General features: G+C 61.0%; 13 protein-coding genes, 1 tRNA gene and 1 pseudogene. 2 read left to right on the top strand and 13 right to left on the bottom strand.

Going from position 1 to position 16643, the window contains the following annotated elements; genetic code table 11:
* Positions 1-253 precede the first annotated feature (253 nt).
* The 5 genes and pseudogenes from EP237_RS16825 to EP237_RS16805 all read right to left on the bottom strand — a co-directional run.
* Positions 254-589 (bottom strand): annotated as a pseudogene (locus EP237_RS16825) (integrase core domain-containing protein); the annotation flags it as partial.
* Positions 590-793: 204 nt separating this feature from the next.
* A complete protein-coding gene (locus tag EP237_RS16820; RefSeq protein ID WP_127562064.1) occupies positions 794-1537 on the bottom strand; it encodes a maleate cis-trans isomerase family protein in 744 nt (247 codons plus the stop codon).
* Entirely contained in the window at positions 1534-2586 is a 1053-nt protein-coding gene (locus EP237_RS16815; protein ID WP_240661674.1) for a pyridoxal phosphate-dependent aminotransferase, read from the bottom strand. The genes EP237_RS16820 and EP237_RS16815 overlap by 4 nt, the downstream gene beginning before the upstream one ends.
* Before the next feature lie 26 nt (positions 2587-2612).
* On the bottom strand, positions 2613-4256 hold the full coding sequence (locus EP237_RS16810; RefSeq protein ID WP_164744740.1) for a hydantoinase B/oxoprolinase family protein: 1644 nt from the start codon (positions 4254-4256) through the stop codon (positions 2613-2615).
* A gap of 2 nt (positions 4257-4258) precedes the next feature.
* Positions 4259-6358, bottom strand: a complete 2100-nt coding sequence (locus tag EP237_RS16805; protein ID WP_127562061.1) for a hydantoinase/oxoprolinase family protein — start codon at positions 6356-6358, stop codon at positions 4259-4261.
* Between the two features lie 314 nt (positions 6359-6672).
* Here EP237_RS16805 and EP237_RS16800 point away from each other — a divergent pair, with 314 nt between their 5' ends.
* Together EP237_RS16800 and EP237_RS16795 are read left to right on the top strand one after the other, a co-directional pair.
* Positions 6673-6888 carry a DUF2924 domain-containing protein gene (locus EP237_RS16800; RefSeq protein WP_276317007.1) on the top strand — a complete coding sequence of 72 codons (216 nt, stop codon included), beginning with the start codon at positions 6673-6675 and terminating at the stop codon, positions 6886-6888.
* Positions 6885-8525 (top strand): recombinase family protein, encoded by a 1641-nt coding sequence (locus EP237_RS16795; RefSeq protein WP_127562059.1) that lies wholly within the window; start codon positions 6885-6887, stop codon positions 8523-8525. Before EP237_RS16800 ends, EP237_RS16795 begins: the two co-directional genes overlap by 4 nt.
* 172 nt (positions 8526-8697) lie before the next feature.
* Here the strand turns inward: EP237_RS16795 and EP237_RS16790 are convergent.
* The 8 genes from EP237_RS16790 to EP237_RS16755 all read right to left on the bottom strand — a co-directional run bounded on the left by EP237_RS16790 (position 8698) and on the right by EP237_RS16755 (position 16604).
* Positions 8698-8772 (bottom strand) — tRNA-Gln (locus EP237_RS16790).
* A 74-nt stretch (positions 8773-8846) separates the two neighbouring features.
* A complete protein-coding gene (locus tag EP237_RS16785; protein ID WP_127562058.1) occupies positions 8847-10169 on the bottom strand; it encodes a mechanosensitive ion channel family protein in 1323 nt (440 codons plus the stop codon).
* Between the two features lie 139 nt (positions 10170-10308).
* The gene (locus EP237_RS16780; protein ID WP_127562057.1) at positions 10309-11805 is read right to left on the bottom strand and encodes a phosphomannomutase/phosphoglucomutase; all 1497 of its coding nucleotides are present in this window, start codon (positions 11803-11805) and stop codon (positions 10309-10311) included.
* 18 nt (positions 11806-11823) lie between these two features.
* Positions 11824-12657 (bottom strand): 3-deoxy-8-phosphooctulonate synthase, encoded by an 834-nt coding sequence (gene kdsA, locus EP237_RS16775; protein WP_127562056.1) that lies wholly within the window; start codon positions 12655-12657, stop codon positions 11824-11826.
* 3 nt (positions 12658-12660) lie between these two features.
* Complete coding sequence (locus EP237_RS16770) at positions 12661-14325, bottom strand: KpsE/RkpR family capsule polysaccharide export protein (protein ID WP_127562055.1); 1665 nt, start codon at positions 14323-14325, stop codon at positions 12661-12663.
* Positions 14303-14962 (bottom strand): ABC transporter ATP-binding protein, encoded by a 660-nt coding sequence (locus EP237_RS16765; protein ID WP_127562054.1) that lies wholly within the window; start codon positions 14960-14962, stop codon positions 14303-14305. The genes EP237_RS16770 and EP237_RS16765 overlap by 23 nt, the downstream gene beginning before the upstream one ends.
* Positions 14963-15241: 279 nt before the next feature.
* Positions 15242-16273: a permease gene (locus tag EP237_RS16760; RefSeq protein ID WP_127562053.1), complete on the bottom strand. Its 1032-nt coding sequence runs from the start codon at positions 16271-16273 to the stop codon at positions 15242-15244.
* Positions 16266-16604, bottom strand: coding sequence for an ArsR/SmtB family transcription factor (locus EP237_RS16755; RefSeq protein ID WP_127562052.1), 339 nt, complete (start codon positions 16602-16604; stop codon positions 16266-16268). The genes EP237_RS16760 and EP237_RS16755 overlap by 8 nt, the downstream gene beginning before the upstream one ends.
* Between the last annotated feature and the right edge of the window lie 39 nt (positions 16605-16643).

Here is a 16643-nt window from a genome sequence, read left to right as displayed (position 1 = left end):
ACTGTGAGAGTTCTGCAACAACGCCCATCCGCAGGCACAACAATAAAAATCACAAACTAAAACTTTGTATTTGCTTACCAGTTACGGGGAGTTTCAGGAATGCCCAGAGGCGAATACGCGTTTGATGTCCATCACATCATCCCACATGAGATTTTTAGAGTTGACGAACTCAAGTCATTTTTGAGCGAAATCTTCGGTCCGGAATCCATTCGGATTGACTGGGTGGCCTGATCTGACTGGTCCGGCTTGATTGTTAGTGCATGACTGGTCTCAGGTCCATCTGGACGATGGCCTCGGGAGCTGGTGGGCGGTAGCCCAAAGCACTGTGGGGCCTCTTCGTGTTGTAGTGCTTTCTCCAGCCTTCGATGATGATTTGCGCCTCCCTGAGTGAATAGAAGATTTCCCTGTTCAGCAATTCGTCCCGGAACCGGGCGTTGAAGCTCTCGACGTAGCCGTTCTCCCAGGGGCTGCCTGGCTCAATGAATGCCGTCTTGGCACCGACGGCCTCGATCCAGGCCCGGACATCCTTGGCCACGAACTCAGGGCCGTTGTCGCTTCGCACGAATGCCGGTGGTCCGCGCAGGATGAATCGGTTATGCGAACCTCGCGGATCGCATCCACACGCGCCATGCCTTGACCGACAAGAACGTCAACCTGCCGCAGCTTCTGAATTATTTCCTCTGGATTGTGTCGCTTGTGCGCCATTCTCTGTCCTCCGTTTCCTAAACATAACGTCGGACCAGTTCAGATGGGGAGGCTCAGCTCAGAAATCAATTGGTCCAGACCCTAAGATTCATGGCAGTCTCCCTTCCAATAGTTGGCCGTAGCCTGCCAGTGGCTCTTTGATGCCTGCTAGCTGCATGGCCTGAAACACCATGGCCTGATTGGAACTGATCACCGGCTTGTCTAGCTCAGCCTCCAGACGCGCGATTGTCTCAACGCTCCGCATGTCAGTGCAGGACAAGACGATCACTTCGGCCTCTTGGTGATTGGCAGCAAGGCTCAACTCATAAACAGCCCTTGGGTCCATCTCGCCCTGTCCATAGTTGTCCAGCTCTTCGCCTACCTCAGAGCGTGCTACGGTTTCGAACCCTGTCTTCGCCAGAAATTCCACTGCCATGTCGTTGATCTTTGAGACATAGGGTGAGGCAAAGCCGATGCGGGTCACGCCCAACGTGCGCAGTGCATGCACCAGCGCTCCCGCTGCTGTGACAGTCTCGGCCCCACTTTCCGCCTTGATCCGTTCTGCAAGTTCTCGGTCAAACGCAGGACCATGCGTGAGTGTGGCCGAGGTGCAGCCGTAGAGGATCACATCGGGGCGCACACCTTGAAGCAAGCGCAACGGTTCATCCAGATCGGCCGCGCCCAGCCCGTGCATTTGGTCTGCATCCGGGATTTCATCCTGATCATAGCCGCCCAAACGCGCGAAATGCATCGACACACCCTTAGGGGTCAAAAGTGCCATATCGGGTTCGAGATTGGTGTTGGTAAAGGGAACAAGAATGCCAAAGCGGGCACGTCCGCGAGATTGTGTCATGTCTTTTCCTTCTCTGCCCAGCGTTCCAGAAGCCTGGCAGCGAGGTTGATGTTCTCTGCGGCACCAATGGTCACACGCAGGCAATCGGCCAGGCCAACTCCACCCTGCGGGCGCAGAAATACACCCTCAGCGCGGAGGGCTTCGTCTGCGCGGCGTGCAGTGTCAGGGCTTCCCATTCGTATGAGCACGAAGTTTGTGAAACTTTCGGACACATCGTACCCCGCCAGCTGCAATCGTCTTTGCAATCCGTCACGAAGAACAGCCGTCTGGCGACAGGTCTCAACCATATAGTCCTGATCCGCCAGCGCTGCGGTGGCTGCGGCCTGCCCGGCGACCGAGATGTTGTTGGGGTTCATCACCTTGCGAAGCTCTTCAGCGATTTCGCCAGGAAACAACCCCCAACCCACGCGCATTCCCGCCAGCCCGTAGGCCTTTGAGAAGGTGCGCAGAATAATAGTGTCGCCGCTCTCGGCCAGATCAAACATTGGCTCATCGAGGTGATCTGCAAACTCGCCATAGGCTTCATCGATCACCAACAGGATGTCTTTCCGAAGCCCCTTACGAAGGCGCAACAGTTCGTCACGTGAAAGGCGTGTGCCAGTCGGATTGCCCGGGTTTGCAACGAATACGATGCCAGTATCAGGCCGAACCCGTTGCAGCAGAGCATCAACCGAAACGCGCCCATCTATTTCCGGTGCGGTATCAAAGCGCGCTCGAGCCAATTGCGCAGCGGTTCGGAAGAACGGGTAGGCATGGACCGGGGCCAGCACCGCGCGTCGCTCATCGGCAAAGGCCTGAGTGAGGCAGGCGATCAGCTCCATTGAGCCGTTGCCGCACAGAATGCCCTCGGCGGGGATACCATGCAGCCCGGACAGCGCCGCGCGCAGCTCGCCCCAGTCCGGATCGGGATAGAGATGCCCTGCCGCCAGCGCTTTCGCGGCAGCGGCAATCGCCAGAGGGCTGGGTGGGCGCAGGCTTTCGTTTTGAGACAGCGAAACCAGGCGCTTGCCGTCAGGTGCGATCAGCTGAGCCAATGCATAGGGCGACATGGTGGCGACATGGGCAACCGGCCTGATCATGGCTTCATCCCGTAGATCTCATGCGCCGCCTTCGGGCTTATCAATCCTTCGTCAAGGTCACGCTGAACATCCGCCCTCGGGCGATCCTGTGGATTGCCAAAGCCGCCCCCGCCCGGGGTTTCGAAGATCAGGGTGTCGCCGGCCTTTACCCGAACCTCGCCCTTGCCCGGCAGATCAGGCCCATCCTCGGTGATACGGATGCGCCCGGGCGCGCCCTCTCCTCCACCGAACCGCCCTTGCGCGGGGTTCAGAACCCGTTCAACCGACAGAAACAGCATGAAATCCTCATCTTTCGAAGAGCGCATTTCGATATGCTGCCCCAACCCGCCGCGAGTCCGCCCCGGCCCGCCACTGTCTTGCCTGAGTTCACGCCGGGTGATCAGGACCGGCGCGACCGCCTCGGTGGTTTCAACCTGGCTGCCCCAGACGCCCGAGGGGAAGGCGGTGGCCGACAGCCCGTCAAGGCCGGGTCGCGCGCCGGTTCCGCCACTGAACACAAGCTCCAGCGCAAACTGCTCATCGCCCCGCGACACCGCCTCGGGCGTATGACGCAAAGGCAGGTCATACATGCAGGATGCCCCTTCGGCCGGAACCATATCCGGCAGGACCTGCGACAGGCAGCCATAGACCAGATCAGGCGTCATCTGCCCGAGCGTATGGCGCATGGCCACCGGGGCGGGAGGCTGGGCGTTCAGGATGCAGTTCTTTGGCCCGGTGACGTGAAACGGGGCCAGTGAGCCTGCGTTGTTGGGAATATCCGGCCCGATGATGCAGCGCAGTGCAAAGACAGAATAGGCGGTGGCATAATTGAGCGGCACGTTGATGCCCTTGCTCGAGAGGCCCGATGTGCCGGTGAAATCGAGCTCAACACGGTCGTCACCAATGGTCAGGGCTGCGTGCAGGTCGATCTCCTGCTCATAGCCATCCACCTTCAGCACGTTGCGCCAGGTTCCCTTGGGAAGCTCCGCAATGGCCTCGACGGTGCCGCGATAGGACGTGTCGATGATATAGTCAGCCAGGTCATCAAGATGGTCGATGCCAAACTCCGCCATCATGCCCGAAAGCCGCTCGGCCCCAGCCTCGCAACAGGCGATCAGCGCATAGATGTCGCCCTCATTGGCGATGGGCTCACGCGAATTGGCCTTGACGATCTCCATCAGGAACGTGTTCAAAACGCCGCCATCCATCAGCTTGCAGGGCGGAATTAGCAGGCCTTCGTCGAAGATATCGGCCCCTTCAGGCCCCATACCCAGCCCTCCCAGATCAACCAGATGAGAGGTGCAAGAGGTGAACCCGACCACGCGCCCCTTTAAGAAAACCGGCATCATCAGCAGGAAATCATTCAAGTGCCCTGCGGCGATCCAGGGATCGTTGGTCATATAAATGTCACCGGGCGTCATGTCCTGAAGCTCAAAGCGCCCGCGCAGGGTCTTCACCGCCTCGGCCATGGTGTTGATATGGCCTGGCGTGCCAGTCACTGCCTGTGCGAGCATCCGGCCCTGAAGGTCAAAGATGCCCGCAGAAATGTCACCGCATTCGCGCACGATGGGGCTGAACGCCGCCCGGATCAAAGCCTGTCCCTGCTCCTCGACCACGGCAAGCAGCCGGTTCCACATGACCTGCAGTTTAGTATCGGTCATTCTCACTGCACTCCCTCCCTTTTGCGGGTGAGCCAGATGTTTCTGCCACCATCCACCTGGGCTTTGAAATCTGCGCTGACGAATGTCGTGGTTTGCGGCTCAATAATCAGAGCCGGTCCGTCAAGATGATCACCTGGGTTGAGCGCAGCGCGTTCATGGATGCCTGCTTCGCGCCACTTTCCAGTGACTTCGCACAAGATGGAGCGATGCCCCGTGGGCTGAACCCGCTGCGCTGCGGGCGGCTCCGGATAGGTTTTCAGTGCTGGTGGCACCGAGGAGACCTCAAGCGCCCAATTCAATATCTCGATAGTCATGCCGGGAACCGCTCGGCTGAACTGGCGGCTGTACTCTTCCTCAAATGCCTGGCGCAGGGCGGGAATATCCTCCGCTCCCAGGTCTCGATCAGGCAGCTGTATTTCTATCTCGTGGCCCTGCCCGTGATACCGCATGAACGCCTGACGCCTCCGTTTCAACTGGCCCTCTTGTGCACCGGCGCGCACCACCGCTTCTGCGTCTTTGATCATGGCGCCGAAAAAGGCGTTGAGACCATCCACATCAAGCATCTCAAGCGTGCAATAGCGCGAGCGGATGATTTCGAACGATACCGGCGCAAAGAGGAACCCCACTGCCGATCCCACGCCCGGATCACGCGGGATCAGTATGCGATCAACCTGCGCGCGCCGCGCCACACGGGTTGCGTGCAGCGGGCCATTGCCGCCAAAGGCGATCATCACGCGCGCGGCCAAGTCTTTGCCTGATTCCACTGCATGCATCCGACCGGCGGCGGCCATGTTCTCATCAACGATCTCGCTCACTCCTTGAGCAGCCTCTGAAACCTCGATCTTCAATGCCTGCCCGACATCTGATGCGAGCGCTGTTTCAGCTGCCTCAACGTCGATCCTGAGCCGTCCTTCTGCAAAGCGCCCAGGCTCAATCAGCCCCTGCGCTGCATCCGCATCGGTCACAGTTGGTCTGGTTCCACCCTTGGCAAAGGCCGCAGGCCCCGGCTCGGACCCGGCACTTTCAGGGCCAACCTGTAAACGGCCCAGCCGATCCACTTGCGCGATCGAGCCGCCACCGGCCCCGATCTCGATCATCTCGATCACCGGAATGCGCACCGGCATGCCTGAGCCTTTGATAAACCGTGCCGCCCGCGCGATTTCAAACTTGCGCGCTGTTTGTGGGCGAAACCTGTCAATCAGGCACAGCTTGGCCGTGGTGCCGCCCATATCGAAACTGAGCACCTCCGGCTCGCCCGTCTCTGCGGCGATGCGTGCAGCAAGAATTGCGCCACCGGCCGGGCCGGATTCCACCAGCCGGATTGGAAGGCGCGCGGCGGTTTCCATTGTCGTCATGCCACCACCTGCGGTCATCATCAGGATCGGACAGGTCAGCCCCTGTTCGGAAAAACACGCCTGAAAATCGTTAAGGTAGCTGGCCATCTGCGGCTGGATATAGGCGTTGGCGATTGTCGTTGAGAGCCGGTCGAATTCACGCGCTTCGGGGCTGACCTCATGGGACAGCGAGATGACCAGATCAGGCAGACACGCCAGAAGAAGATCGCGTAGCTTAAGTTCATGGGCCGGATTGGCATAGGCATGCATCAAGCAAACGGCAACGGCCTCAGCGCCGCAAGCCGCCAATTCTGCGGCCAATTGGTGAGTGGCCGTCTCATCAAGCGGATGCAACTCCCGCCCGCCCGCATCCATGCGCCCACCTATGGTAAAGGCGCGCGACCGCGGTACGATAAGATCAGGTTTGACGAGGTTGATGTCATATTGGCTGTAGCGGCGTTCATAGGCAATTTCTAGAATGTCGCGAAACCCCTCGCTTGTCACCGTGGCCACAACGGCTCCGCGCCGCTCTATCAAAGCGTTGGTGGCCAGTGTGGTCCCATGGATGAAACCTCCGATCTGCGGCCAGCCCGCCCCAGCCTCGGCCAACACATGTTTGGTGCCCGCGAGCGCGCCAAGGGTCGGGTTTTCGGGCGTGGTCGGAGTTTTTGTAGTGCCAAGGATTTCCCCTTGCCCATCTATCAGAACAGTATCCGTGAAAGTGCCGCCAATATCGACAGCAAGGCGTAACCCATTGTTGTTTTGCATGTGAAGAAACCAGAAAGAGCAGAAGCATTGCACGGGGTTCAAGTGCCGGGTTTTGATCCGACAAAAACCAGCGTTGCGTCAGACGACGAGATCACAGCCGGTTGTCCGGCGTCCCAGATCCTTTATCATGCAATGCGCCATATTCGGCAGCTTCCGTTCTTTCCAAATTCAGGAAATGCTGCCCGAGCACAAGTCGCGCTGTCAACAACAATGTTGACCTGCCTTGCGGGTGCTCGAAATCCAAATCCCCCCTGCAGTTGAGGGTTTTGAGAAGGTGATCGCTACTCTTTGATTTTGCCCACGAAGCATATTCGATCACGGAAAGTACGAAGATGGTGACACGCCCCGGCGCCCATCTCGTGCGCGAATGGAACGGTCGGACCTACCAGGTAGAGGTGTTGCCAAAGGGCTTCCAAATGGACGGCCGCGAGTGGCCATCCCTCTCTGCGATCGCGAAGCATATCACCGGAACCACATGGTCGGGCCCGCGTTTTTTTGGCCTCACTGACAGATCAGGGAGCCCTTCGTGAGGAAGATCCGCTGTGCCATCTACACACGGAAGAGCTCAGAAGATGGACTGGAGCAGGAGTTCAATTCGCTCCACGCTCAGCGCGATGCCTGCGCCGCCTACATCGCCAGCCAGAAGCACGAAGGTTGGGTGATGCTTCCGGAGCAATATGACGATGGCGGCCTGTCTGGCGGCAGCCTGGAACGACCGGCGCTGCAACACCTCCTCAAAGAGGTCAAAGGCGGTCGCGTCGATCAGATCGTGGTCTACAAGATCGACCGGCTCACACGCTCCCTCGCGGATTTTTCGAAGATCGTGGATGTGCTGGATGTGGCCGGTGCCTCCTTCGTCTCGGTTACACAATCCTTCAACACGGCGACCAGCATGGGTCGACTGACGCTGAACATGCTTCTGTCGTTCGCACAGTTCGAACGGGAGGTCACCGCAGAACGCATCCGGGACAAGATCACGGCTTCGAAGCGCAAAGGGCTCTGGATGGGGGGCAAGGTCCCACTGGGCTACGATCCCGACGGGCGCACGCTCAGGATCAACGAGAGCGAGGCCAAAACCATCCGCGCGCTCTACAGCCTCTACGAGGAGCTCGGCACAGTAAGGCAAGTAAAGGATGCAGCCGACCGCCTGGGCCTTCGCAGCAGGCACCGCAAAGAGGGAGATGGAACGACCTCGGGAGGCGGTCCCTTTGACCGGGGGCACATCCACTACATCCTGACCAATCCAATCTATGCCGGTCGCATCCGGCATCGCCGTCAGGTTTACGATGGGCAGCACCCGGCGATCATCAACCCCGACCGTTGGGACGCGATTCAGGATCGGCTTCAGGATGGGGCTGCGAGGCGGAGGCATATGTCATCAGCGGGTCGGATATCCCTCCTGTGTGGAAAGCTTTTCGACGAGACTGGCGATCGTCTGACACCGTCGCATTCGAAGACAAAGAACGGCACACGCCTACGCTACTACATCTCTCACCGGCTCGTAGCGCGAAGTGGCGAAGCACATCCCGGAGCCTGGCGTTTGCCAGCATGTGATCTGGAAGCACGCATCACGGATCTCGTTCGTGGTACAATCTTGAGAAATGGATTTGTCCCATCGGTGATGCTGGGAGAGGGAGCCGATGCCATCGCCCGGGCCTCGGCTGCCGCTAGGGCCTGGCTTTCAGATGCCAGGCCCGACGATCTGCTTGCTCTGGTCGAGCGTATCGACATCGCGCCCGGATCGATGACGCTTCACCTCGACGCGTCGAAACTGGCGGAGCGCTTCTGCATCGAGGTCGATGCGATCGACACGAGCCAGCTCGCATCCTGCCATCCGTTCCAGCTGCGCAAGCGCGGTGTTGAGGCCAGGATCATTTTGGCAGATGCCCCAGCCAGGCAGGACGAGACGCTCATTCGCAACATCGCCCGAGCCCATGCGTGGTTTGAAAGGATCAAGGCAGGGTCGACCTTCGCGCAGATCGTCGCTGCCGAGGGGACCTCCAGGCGACGCGTCCAGCAGATGATCGGCCTCGCCTTCCTCGCGCCGGATATCGTGCAGGATGTCCTCGACGGTAAGCAGCCCACGGGGTTCACATCGGACTGGTGCAAGACGCATGACCTGCCGTCCGACTGGAGCGATCAGCGCGCCCTGCTCGCGACTCTATAACCGCCCGCACCCACACCTCGTACCATGGAAATGCCGAGTGCAGACTTTGGCCTGTTCGGGCCGTGTTTATGGGGTCCATCTCGGTCTGCGATAAAACGGAAACCCGAGAACCCGCGGAAAAGGCGGCACAATCTGCACCGCACACGGGACCGTCTCGATTTCGGTAAGTGATTGGCTGGGGTGGTAGGATTCGAACCTACGGTACACGGTACCAAAAACCGCTGCCTTACCGCTTGGCTACACCCCAACCGTGACGCGCTAGTTACGCCGCTCGCCGCGCGGGATCAAGACCCTTCGGGCAAAAAAACCGTTCCCTTCCGACTATTCCTGGGGGGCCTCTCGGGTCAGAAGATCGTCGTGCGCCGTTTCGGCCCGTTCGGCGTCTACAATCCGTTGCAATTCCTGCATATCCTCGGCGTGAACCGGCATGGCAACAACCGGTGCGACCTCGTCCTGAGCGTCGCCAGAGGCTTTGGTGCTTCGGGCCGGGGCGGGGCGAATCGTTGAATCGGTGATCAGGCGGTAGGTCGGTTCTGGCAGCGTGATGCCGGCCTCTTCCAGCCGTGCCTTGGCCAGCCGGATTGCCTCGCCCCGTGCCATGAACAGGCCGGTCTCGTGTTGCTTGACCCATCCGGCGGCGGTGATGGTGATGTTGCTGTCACCCACCTCCTCGACCCAGGTCGAGGGGCCTGGGGTTTCCAGCAGGTAGGGCAGTTCCTGCAGCGCGCCCAGGATGATCTCCTGCGCTTCGGCGATATCGGCGTTCGCGTCGACCCCGAGGGTGAAGGTGAAGCGGCGTTCATCGTTGCGGGTGTAGTTCACGATCCGGGAACTGAAGACCTTGGAATTGGGGATGCGGATGTGGTTGCCATCGGGTGACAGCAGGATCGTGGCGCGGCTTGTCAGGCGGATGACGTGGCCGGTATCGCCCTCGATTTCCACCAGATCCTTGGGACGGAAGGGCTGGCGCATGGACAGCATGATGGAGGCGATGAAGTTTTCCACGGTGTCCCGGACGGCGAAGCCGATGGCAAGGCCCACGATCCCCGCAGCGCCAAGAATAGTGGAGAGAAGCGCCGTCAGGTTCAGCAGGTCCAGCGCCAGAACCACACCGAGAACGACGAAGAACAGACGCACGATCTGGCGGTAGATATCGGCGATGAAAGCATTTGGGGCCATGCGGTCCCACGGGTTTTTCAGGCGCGCGACCAGATAGCCCGCCCAGACAACCAGCAGCCCGGCCAGAACCGCCACAAGCAGCAAGGGAAGGAAGGCGAGAGTCTGCGCAACCCTGTTCCAAAGCCGTTGTACCGCAGGTGTCAGCCGTTCCACGATGTCGGTTGTCTCGGCGACCTCATTCTCGATGGCGACAACGCCCTCGACCCGCGCCACAAGGCCGGTCAACGCGTCAGCCGTGGCTGCATCCAGCGTGGTGCCACGCAGCGTGACGATGCCGTCCGAGACATAGACCGCGACGTTTTCGTAGCCGTCGAGCTGATGGATGATCTCTCGGATACGCACGGCGATGGCGGCATCCTGTTGCGCGGAGTTTTCGACGGAAATGGTGGTGTCCGGTTGCGTAGCCTCCTGCGCTTGGGAGATCAGGGGCATGGCGAGGAACAGCAGGATCAGGAAAAGGCGCATGGCATATCTCGAATGGAAAGGGCTGCCGAAAGCGTAGTGCGCTTCGGCAGCCCAAGAAAGCGTGACATTGCGGCGGGGCGGGCGAAAATCCTTGCAAGGATTTTCCAAGGATCTTGCAAGATCCTTCCCCGCGCCCGTCTCAGAGGGTCTGGTCGTACGCGCCGACGCCGGGTTCCGTGCGGATCACCGCATCGAGGTCTTGGAAGATGGCGCGCAGTTCCGCCTCGCTTTCGGGGCTTTCGCAGACCACCACGAGGTTGGGCGTATTGGATGACGCCCGAACCAGCCCCCACCCGCCGTTTTCCAGCATCACCCGCGCGCCGTTTACCGTGACCACGTCGACGATTTTCTGCCCGCCGAGCGAGCCGCCCTCCGCATGGCGGTCCACCAGTTTCGCGACCAGCCGGTCCAGCACATCGTATTTCTCGGTATCCGCGCACCAGGGCGACATGGTGGGCGAGGAATAGGTGACGGGCAGGGCGCGGCGCAGATCGGCCATGGACATGTCCGGGTTGCGGTCGAGTAGCTTGCAGATTTCCACCGCGACGCGCATCCCGCAATCATATCCACGCCCAATGGGTTCCGCCAGGAAGTAGTGCCCCGACTTCTCGAACCCCGCCAGTGCGCCCAGTTCATGCACGCGGCGTTTCATGTGGCTGTGACCGGTCTTCCAGTAGTCTGCCTTGGCCCCATGGGCTTTCAGTTCCGGGTCCGAGGCATAGAGCCCCGTCGATTTCACATCGGCCACGAAGGTCGATCCGGGGTAGAGCTTGGCCAGATCGCGGGCCATGATGACGCCCACCTTGTCAGCAAAGATCTCCTCGCCCTCATTGTCCACTACACCACAGCGGTCGCCATCCCCGTCGAAGCCGAGCGCGAGATCTGCGCCGCTGTCTTTCACCGTGGCGGACATGTCATGCAGCATCTCCATCGCCTCGGGGTTTGGGTTGTAGTTGGGGAAGGTGTAGTCAAGCGCGTTGTGAGAGGGGATGACCTCTACCCCCAAACGCTCGAACAGCTCCGGTGCGAAGGCCGAGGCGGTGCCGTTTCCGGTCGCGCAGACTACGCGCAGTTTGCGGGTCATCTTGAAATCACCCACGAGGTCATCGAGATAGGCTTCGCGCACGCCCTCGACGAATTCATATGCACCACCAGGCCGCGCCACGCCTTCGCCGCCCAAGACGATGTCACGCAGCCGGGCCATTTCCACCGGGCCGTGGGTCAGCGGGCGCTGAAAGCCCATCTTGACCCCGGTCCAGCCATTGGGGTTGTGGCTGGCCGTGACCATGGCCACGGCGGGCGCGTCAAGATGGAACTGGCTGAAATAGGCCATGGGAGACAGGGCAGGGCCGATATCCTTCACATGGATGCCCGCCTGCATCAGCCCGAGGATCAGCGCATTCTTCACCGACAGCGAATAGTCGCGGTAGTCGTTGCCCACGGCGATGACCGGATCAATCCCAGCTTCATGCATCTGGGTGCCAAGGCCGAGACCAAGCGCAGTGATGCCGGGCAGGTTGATCTCATCGGGGAATTTCCAGCGGGCATCATATTCGCGGAATCCGGTCGGCGTGATCATCGGGTCGCGCAGAAAGGCCCAGGTGTTCTGGGTGACGACGGAATGGGGTTTGGTCATGAAAGGCTCCGTAAGATCTTAGAGTCGTATCGGATCGGCTTTTGCCAGCCGATCGAACTGCATCAAACTGTTCACAAGGGTCTGCATCTGGGTCAATGGGATCATATTCGGCCCGTCAGAGGGGGCATTGTCTGGGTCTTCGTGGGTTTCGATGAAAACCGCAGCAATGCCAAGCGACACAGCGGCGCGCGCCATCACCGGGGCAAATTCCCGCTGACCGCCGGACGATCCGCCCTGGCCACCCGGTTGCTGCACCGAATGGGTCGCGTCCATCACCACCGGATAGCCGGATTGCGCCATGATCGGCAGGCCACGCATATCGGCGACCAGGGTGTTGTAGCCGAAGCTGGTGCCACGCTCGGTCAGCAGCAGGCGGGTATTGCCGGTGCTTTCCAGCTTGCTCACCACATTGGCCATGTCCCAGGGCGCCAGGAACTGCCCCTTCTTGACGTTGATCGCGGCCCCGGTTTCGCCCGCGGCCAGCAGCAGGTCGGTCTGGCGGCACAGGAAGGCAGGGATTTGCAGGATGTCGACGGCTTGGGCCACGGGGGCGCATTGCGCCTCGGAATGGATGTCGGTCAGGACCGGGCAGCCGAATTCCGCGCCGATCTTGGACAGGATGGTCAATCCCTCGTCCATTCCGACGCCGCGTTTGCCGCCAAGGCTGGTGCGGTTGGCCTTGTCGTAGCTTGCCTTGAAGACGTATTGCGCGCCCGCTGTCTCGCAGGCCTGGGCCATCTGCTCGGCAATCATCCGGGCGTGGTCCAGCGTTTCCAGTTGGCACGGACCGGCAATGACCGTCAGGGGAAGGTCATTGCCGGTTGTGATCTTTCCGATCGAAACTTGTTTCATGGGCTAGGCGGATACCTGTTCTCTTAGGATGGAGGCCGTCATCGACAGCATCAGGTAAATGCCAGAAAAGATCAGGAAGGCAAGCAGCGTGTTTTCCAGCTTGCGGGGGAATGCGGCCTCGTCCGGGGCGACCGGGTTCACGCTGATGGTCAGGTAGAGCGACTGCCGCTCAGCTTCCAGCCGGGCCCCTTCAAGAGCCTGCAACGCCTGGCTCAGCATCAGCTGGCGGGTTTGCAGATCGGCCTGCGCCACGGCAAGTTCCGAGCTGATGCGCGCCAGCGATACCTGGCTGCTAGCATCCTCGGTCATCGAGGATCGCAACTCGTCGATCAGGGCCTCCAGCCGGGCAATGTTGCGTTCGGCCACCTCCACGCGGGTCTGGTTCGGGCGGTCGACCGACAGCAGTTCATCCAGGCGCAAACGTTCGTTCTGCAACTGGATCTCGAAGGTGGAGATCTGGTTGAACAGGGCCCCCACTTCCGCCTCCGAACTCAGGATACCTGTCTGTTCCTGAAGGTTCACCACGCGAAGCTGCGCAGAGGCGAGCGCGTCCTCGGCGGCGTCATAGCTTTCGCGCGCCCCGGCCATCTGGTCGTCGCGCAGGCGGTGCGACATCTGGTCGACACGTTCCTCGGCATAGCGCAGAAGCGCCTGAGAGAAGGCCGCCGAAAGCTGCGGATCTGCTGCCAGAACCTCCATCCTTACCATGCCTTCGGTCGGGTCGTAGCCGATGGTCAGGTTGCGCGAATAGAGCGCGTAGAGGTCTTCGGTCGAGGCATCGGGAGCCAGTCGGTTCAGCGGGTCGATCTCGGGGGCCGAGAAGTGCTCCCGCAGGCCCAGTTCCTCGTCCAGCAGCAGCATCGCCTCGCGGCTTTCGAGGAAGCTTTGAACCGCAATGGAATCCTGGACCGTGGCAAAGGTGGTGCCGCCGAGCAGCCCACCAAGGCCGCCCGCCGGGCTGGCGCTTTCCGCCTTCTGGATCTGGAACAGGGTGGTGGTCGCGTACATCGGCGTCGCGATATTGTAATAGTAATAGCCCACCAACATCGTCGGCAGCATCACGAAGGCCATCAGCCGCGCGAACAGCAGGAGCAGCCGCTTGCGGCGACGGGCGGCGATATCGCGCTGCATGCGCAGGATTTCCTGCGCGCGGGCGGCATCGTCCAGCGTCGGCGGGGCCATGGCCGGGGCGGTCTGCGGGGCGGCGGCGGGAACGCTCGGCTGGCGCACGGTGGCTGGCAGGCGGGGCTGTGCCTCGGCGCGCTGCTGGCCGTCATTGACCACAAGTTCCAGCATGTTGGACCGTTCGAACGGGTCGATCCCCTGGCGGCGCAACAGCCGCACCGCGTCGAAATCCGACGCCGGTTGCAGCCCATGTTTCTGCGCGGTGCGTCGGGCCATCCGCAGTTGGCGCCCGGTCAACCCCTCTGACCGGATCGCGGCAAGCTCTTCCTCGATGGACATGCCTTGAGTCTGTCGCTGAGCGGGTTGTTGCGGGGTCGCGGACTGCCCGGCAGGTGCGCCCGCCGTTGGGAACCGCATATTGCCGAACCCGTCATCCGTCGGTGCATCGAGCGAGTCGTCGGCCACGCGGCGCGTTTCCCCCGCGGGGGCCGTCGGACCGGTGCGCCGGATGCGGAATTTCTTACCCCTGGGTTTCATAGTCATAAAGTCTCTTAGCCTCTTCGAGAGAGTCGAACTGGTAAAACTGGCCATCCTTCAACACGGCGGCACGTCTTGCGAATTTTTCCAGCGTTTCCGCCTGGTGGGACACGATGATGACGGTTGCCGATTTCAGGCGTTCCGCAAGGATCGTGCCCGCCTTGCGGTTGAAATTGGCGTCTGTGGTGCGGGGCATGCCTTCGTCGATCAGGTATATATCGAATTCCAGCGCCAGAAGCAGCGAAAACTGGAACCGGGCCTTCATGCCTGCGGAATAGGTGCCGAGCGGGCGGTCGAAATATTCCTCCAGATCGCAGACCCACCGGCAGAACGCCTCTACATAGTCCGGATCCAGCCCGTAGAGCTGCGCAATGTAGCGGCTGTTTTCCGTGGCGGACAGGTTGGGAATGACCCCACCCATGAAGCCGAGCGGAAAGGAGATGCGGCAGCCACGGGTGATTTCGCCCTCATCGGGTTTTTCCAGCCCGGCCATCATGTTGATCAGCGTCGTCTTGCCGGTTCCATTCGGGGCCAGAATGCCAAGCGATTGCCCCAGTTCGACACGGAAAGACGCCCGGTCCAGGATGACCTTGCGCTGTGTGCCCGTCCAGAAGGACTTTGAGACATTCGAAAACTCAAGCATGTTTGCCCTGTATTGCTGCCATGTGCGGCCCCGATACCAGAGTTCAGGGCTTCTTTCGGACAATCTATCTATCCATTTGGGCGCTATTATGTCCGTTAGAGCAACGATTTCAAAGCTCTTCGGGGGAAATATGACAGGATTGCGGCATTTCTCCTAACAAATGCCCCCCACGGCCGGGGCAATGGGGGCTTGTTCTTAACATTTGCAGGCCGGATGGCGCCTTCCATACGCTGCGCGAACGGGCGCAACGGATCACGGAAGGGACCGTTTCGCAGGCACTCAAGCGATGAAACCCCAGCTCAGACCGGCAAGAATGGCCCCGACCACGGCAAAACCCAGATAGGCCGCGAAGATCTTGGGCTTGACCAGTGCCCAGACCGCCACCGCCGCAGGGATACAGCTGACGCCACCCGCGATCACGAAGGCCATGGCCGCGCCGGGGCTCATTCCCTGTTCCAACAGGCCCGCGATCAGCGGAACCGCGGCATAGCCGTTCAGATAGGCTGGTGCGCCAAGGATTGCGCCAAGCAGGATCGGGCCGATCCCGTCGCCGCCAAGCGCGGTGCCGATCCATTCGGCGGGCACGTAGCGGATCAGTAGCGCCTGCAACAGGTAGGCCAGCAGCAACCACTTGCCGAGGAACAGCAGGTTGTCCCAGGCAGCGCGGGCAAACAGGGCCCTGCGTTCTGCCTCCTGCCAGAAGCGCCAATTGAGGCTCAGCTTCTTCGTGCCGCAGCAGGATCCGCAGCCCGTTGGCGTCTGAGCCTTCAGCGGGTCCGCAAGCAGGGCGGTGCCTGAGAGCATCATCAGGCTGAAGCCACCGAACAGGCCGATGGCAATGGCCGCCACGGTCTTGGCCAGCGCGAAATCAAAGCTGATCGCCCCCGCCGTGATCGCGAACATGGCCGGGTCCATCAGGGGGGAGGCCAGCCAGAAGGCCATGACCGCAGACAGGGGCGCACCGGCGGCCAGCAGGGCGGCGACGAACGGAATGACCTCGCAGGAACAGAAGGGCGACAACCCGCCTGCGAGTGCCCCCAGAACGATCATCCGGACCTCGCGCCCCTCGAACGCGCCTTCCAGCAGCCGCTCGGACCCGGTTGCCCGCATCACGCCAATGGCGGCGACGGCGAACAGGATGAACGGGCCGGTATGGGCAAGGCTTGTGAAAGCTTCGGCAATCGAGGGGACGAAGGCCGCCCGATCCAGCAGGAAAATGGCCAGGGCGATAGCGGCGCAGGTCAGCAGCACCTTGTCGACGCGGGACCAAAGACCTCGCAGCGGGGCAGGGGATTGCGTGAGATCAGCCATGATGGGCTCCTTGACTATGGCCGCCCTGATCGGCGCAGCATTCTTGCAACAGGTAGTCCGAGAGGCGGCGGATCTCGTCGTAATCCACCGCGCAGATGATCCGGCGTCCGTCGCGCTGCTGCTGAAGCAGCCCGGCGGACACCATTTGTTTAAGATGGTGGGTCAACACCGAACCGGTGATCCCCACGGCATCCCCCAGTTCCCCGATCGGCAGCCCCTCCGGCCCCGCGCGAACAAGCCGCCGCAAGATGGATAGCCGTTGCTCGGACCCAAGCGCCGCAAAGGCGGAGGCCGCGAATATGAGGGCGGGGGGGGGGCTGTTCTGCTTCATGATTCTATAATTATAGAAATAACGAAATGTTGTCCACCC

The sequence above is a fragment of the Nioella ostreopsis genome (genome assembly GCF_004000255.1).
GTDB classification, from domain to species: domain Bacteria; phylum Pseudomonadota; class Alphaproteobacteria; order Rhodobacterales; family Rhodobacteraceae; genus Nioella; species Nioella ostreopsis.
Note: the sequence above shows the minus strand (reverse complement) of the source record. Positions and strands in the feature narration are given on the sequence as shown.

What these genes read in the sequence shown, in the direction of transcription:
- EP237_RS16820 (WP_127562064.1), bottom strand. Translation starts at nt 1,537, where the DNA reads ATGACACAATCTCGCGGACGTGCCCGCTTTGGCATTCTTGTTCCCTTT.
- EP237_RS16815 (WP_240661674.1), bottom strand. Translation starts at nt 2,586, where the DNA reads ATGTCGCCCTATGCATTGGCTCAGCTGATCGCACCTGACGGCAAGCGC.
- EP237_RS16810 (WP_164744740.1), bottom strand. Translation starts at nt 4,256, where the DNA reads ATGACCGATACTAAACTGCAGGTCATGTGGAACCGGCTGCTTGCCGTG.
- EP237_RS16805 (WP_127562061.1), bottom strand. Translation starts at nt 6,358, where the DNA reads ATGCAAAACAACAATGGGTTACGCCTTGCTGTCGATATTGGCGGCACT.
- EP237_RS16785 (WP_127562058.1), bottom strand. Translation starts at nt 10,169, where the DNA reads ATGCGCCTTTTCCTGATCCTGCTGTTCCTCGCCATGCCCCTGATCTCC.
- EP237_RS16780 (WP_127562057.1), bottom strand. Translation starts at nt 11,805, where the DNA reads ATGACCAAACCCCATTCCGTCGTCACCCAGAACACCTGGGCCTTTCTG.
- kdsA (WP_127562056.1), bottom strand. Translation starts at nt 12,657, where the DNA reads ATGAAACAAGTTTCGATCGGAAAGATCACAACCGGCAATGACCTTCCC.
- EP237_RS16770 (WP_127562055.1), bottom strand. Translation starts at nt 14,325, where the DNA reads ATGACTATGAAACCCAGGGGTAAGAAATTCCGCATCCGGCGCACCGGT.
- EP237_RS16765 (WP_127562054.1), bottom strand. Translation starts at nt 14,962, where the DNA reads ATGCTTGAGTTTTCGAATGTCTCAAAGTCCTTCTGGACGGGCACACAG.
- EP237_RS16760 (WP_127562053.1), bottom strand. Translation starts at nt 16,273, where the DNA reads ATGGCTGATCTCACGCAATCCCCTGCCCCGCTGCGAGGTCTTTGGTCC.
- EP237_RS16755 (WP_127562052.1), bottom strand. Translation starts at nt 16,604, where the DNA reads ATGAAGCAGAACAGCCCCCCCCCCGCCCTCATATTCGCGGCCTCCGCC.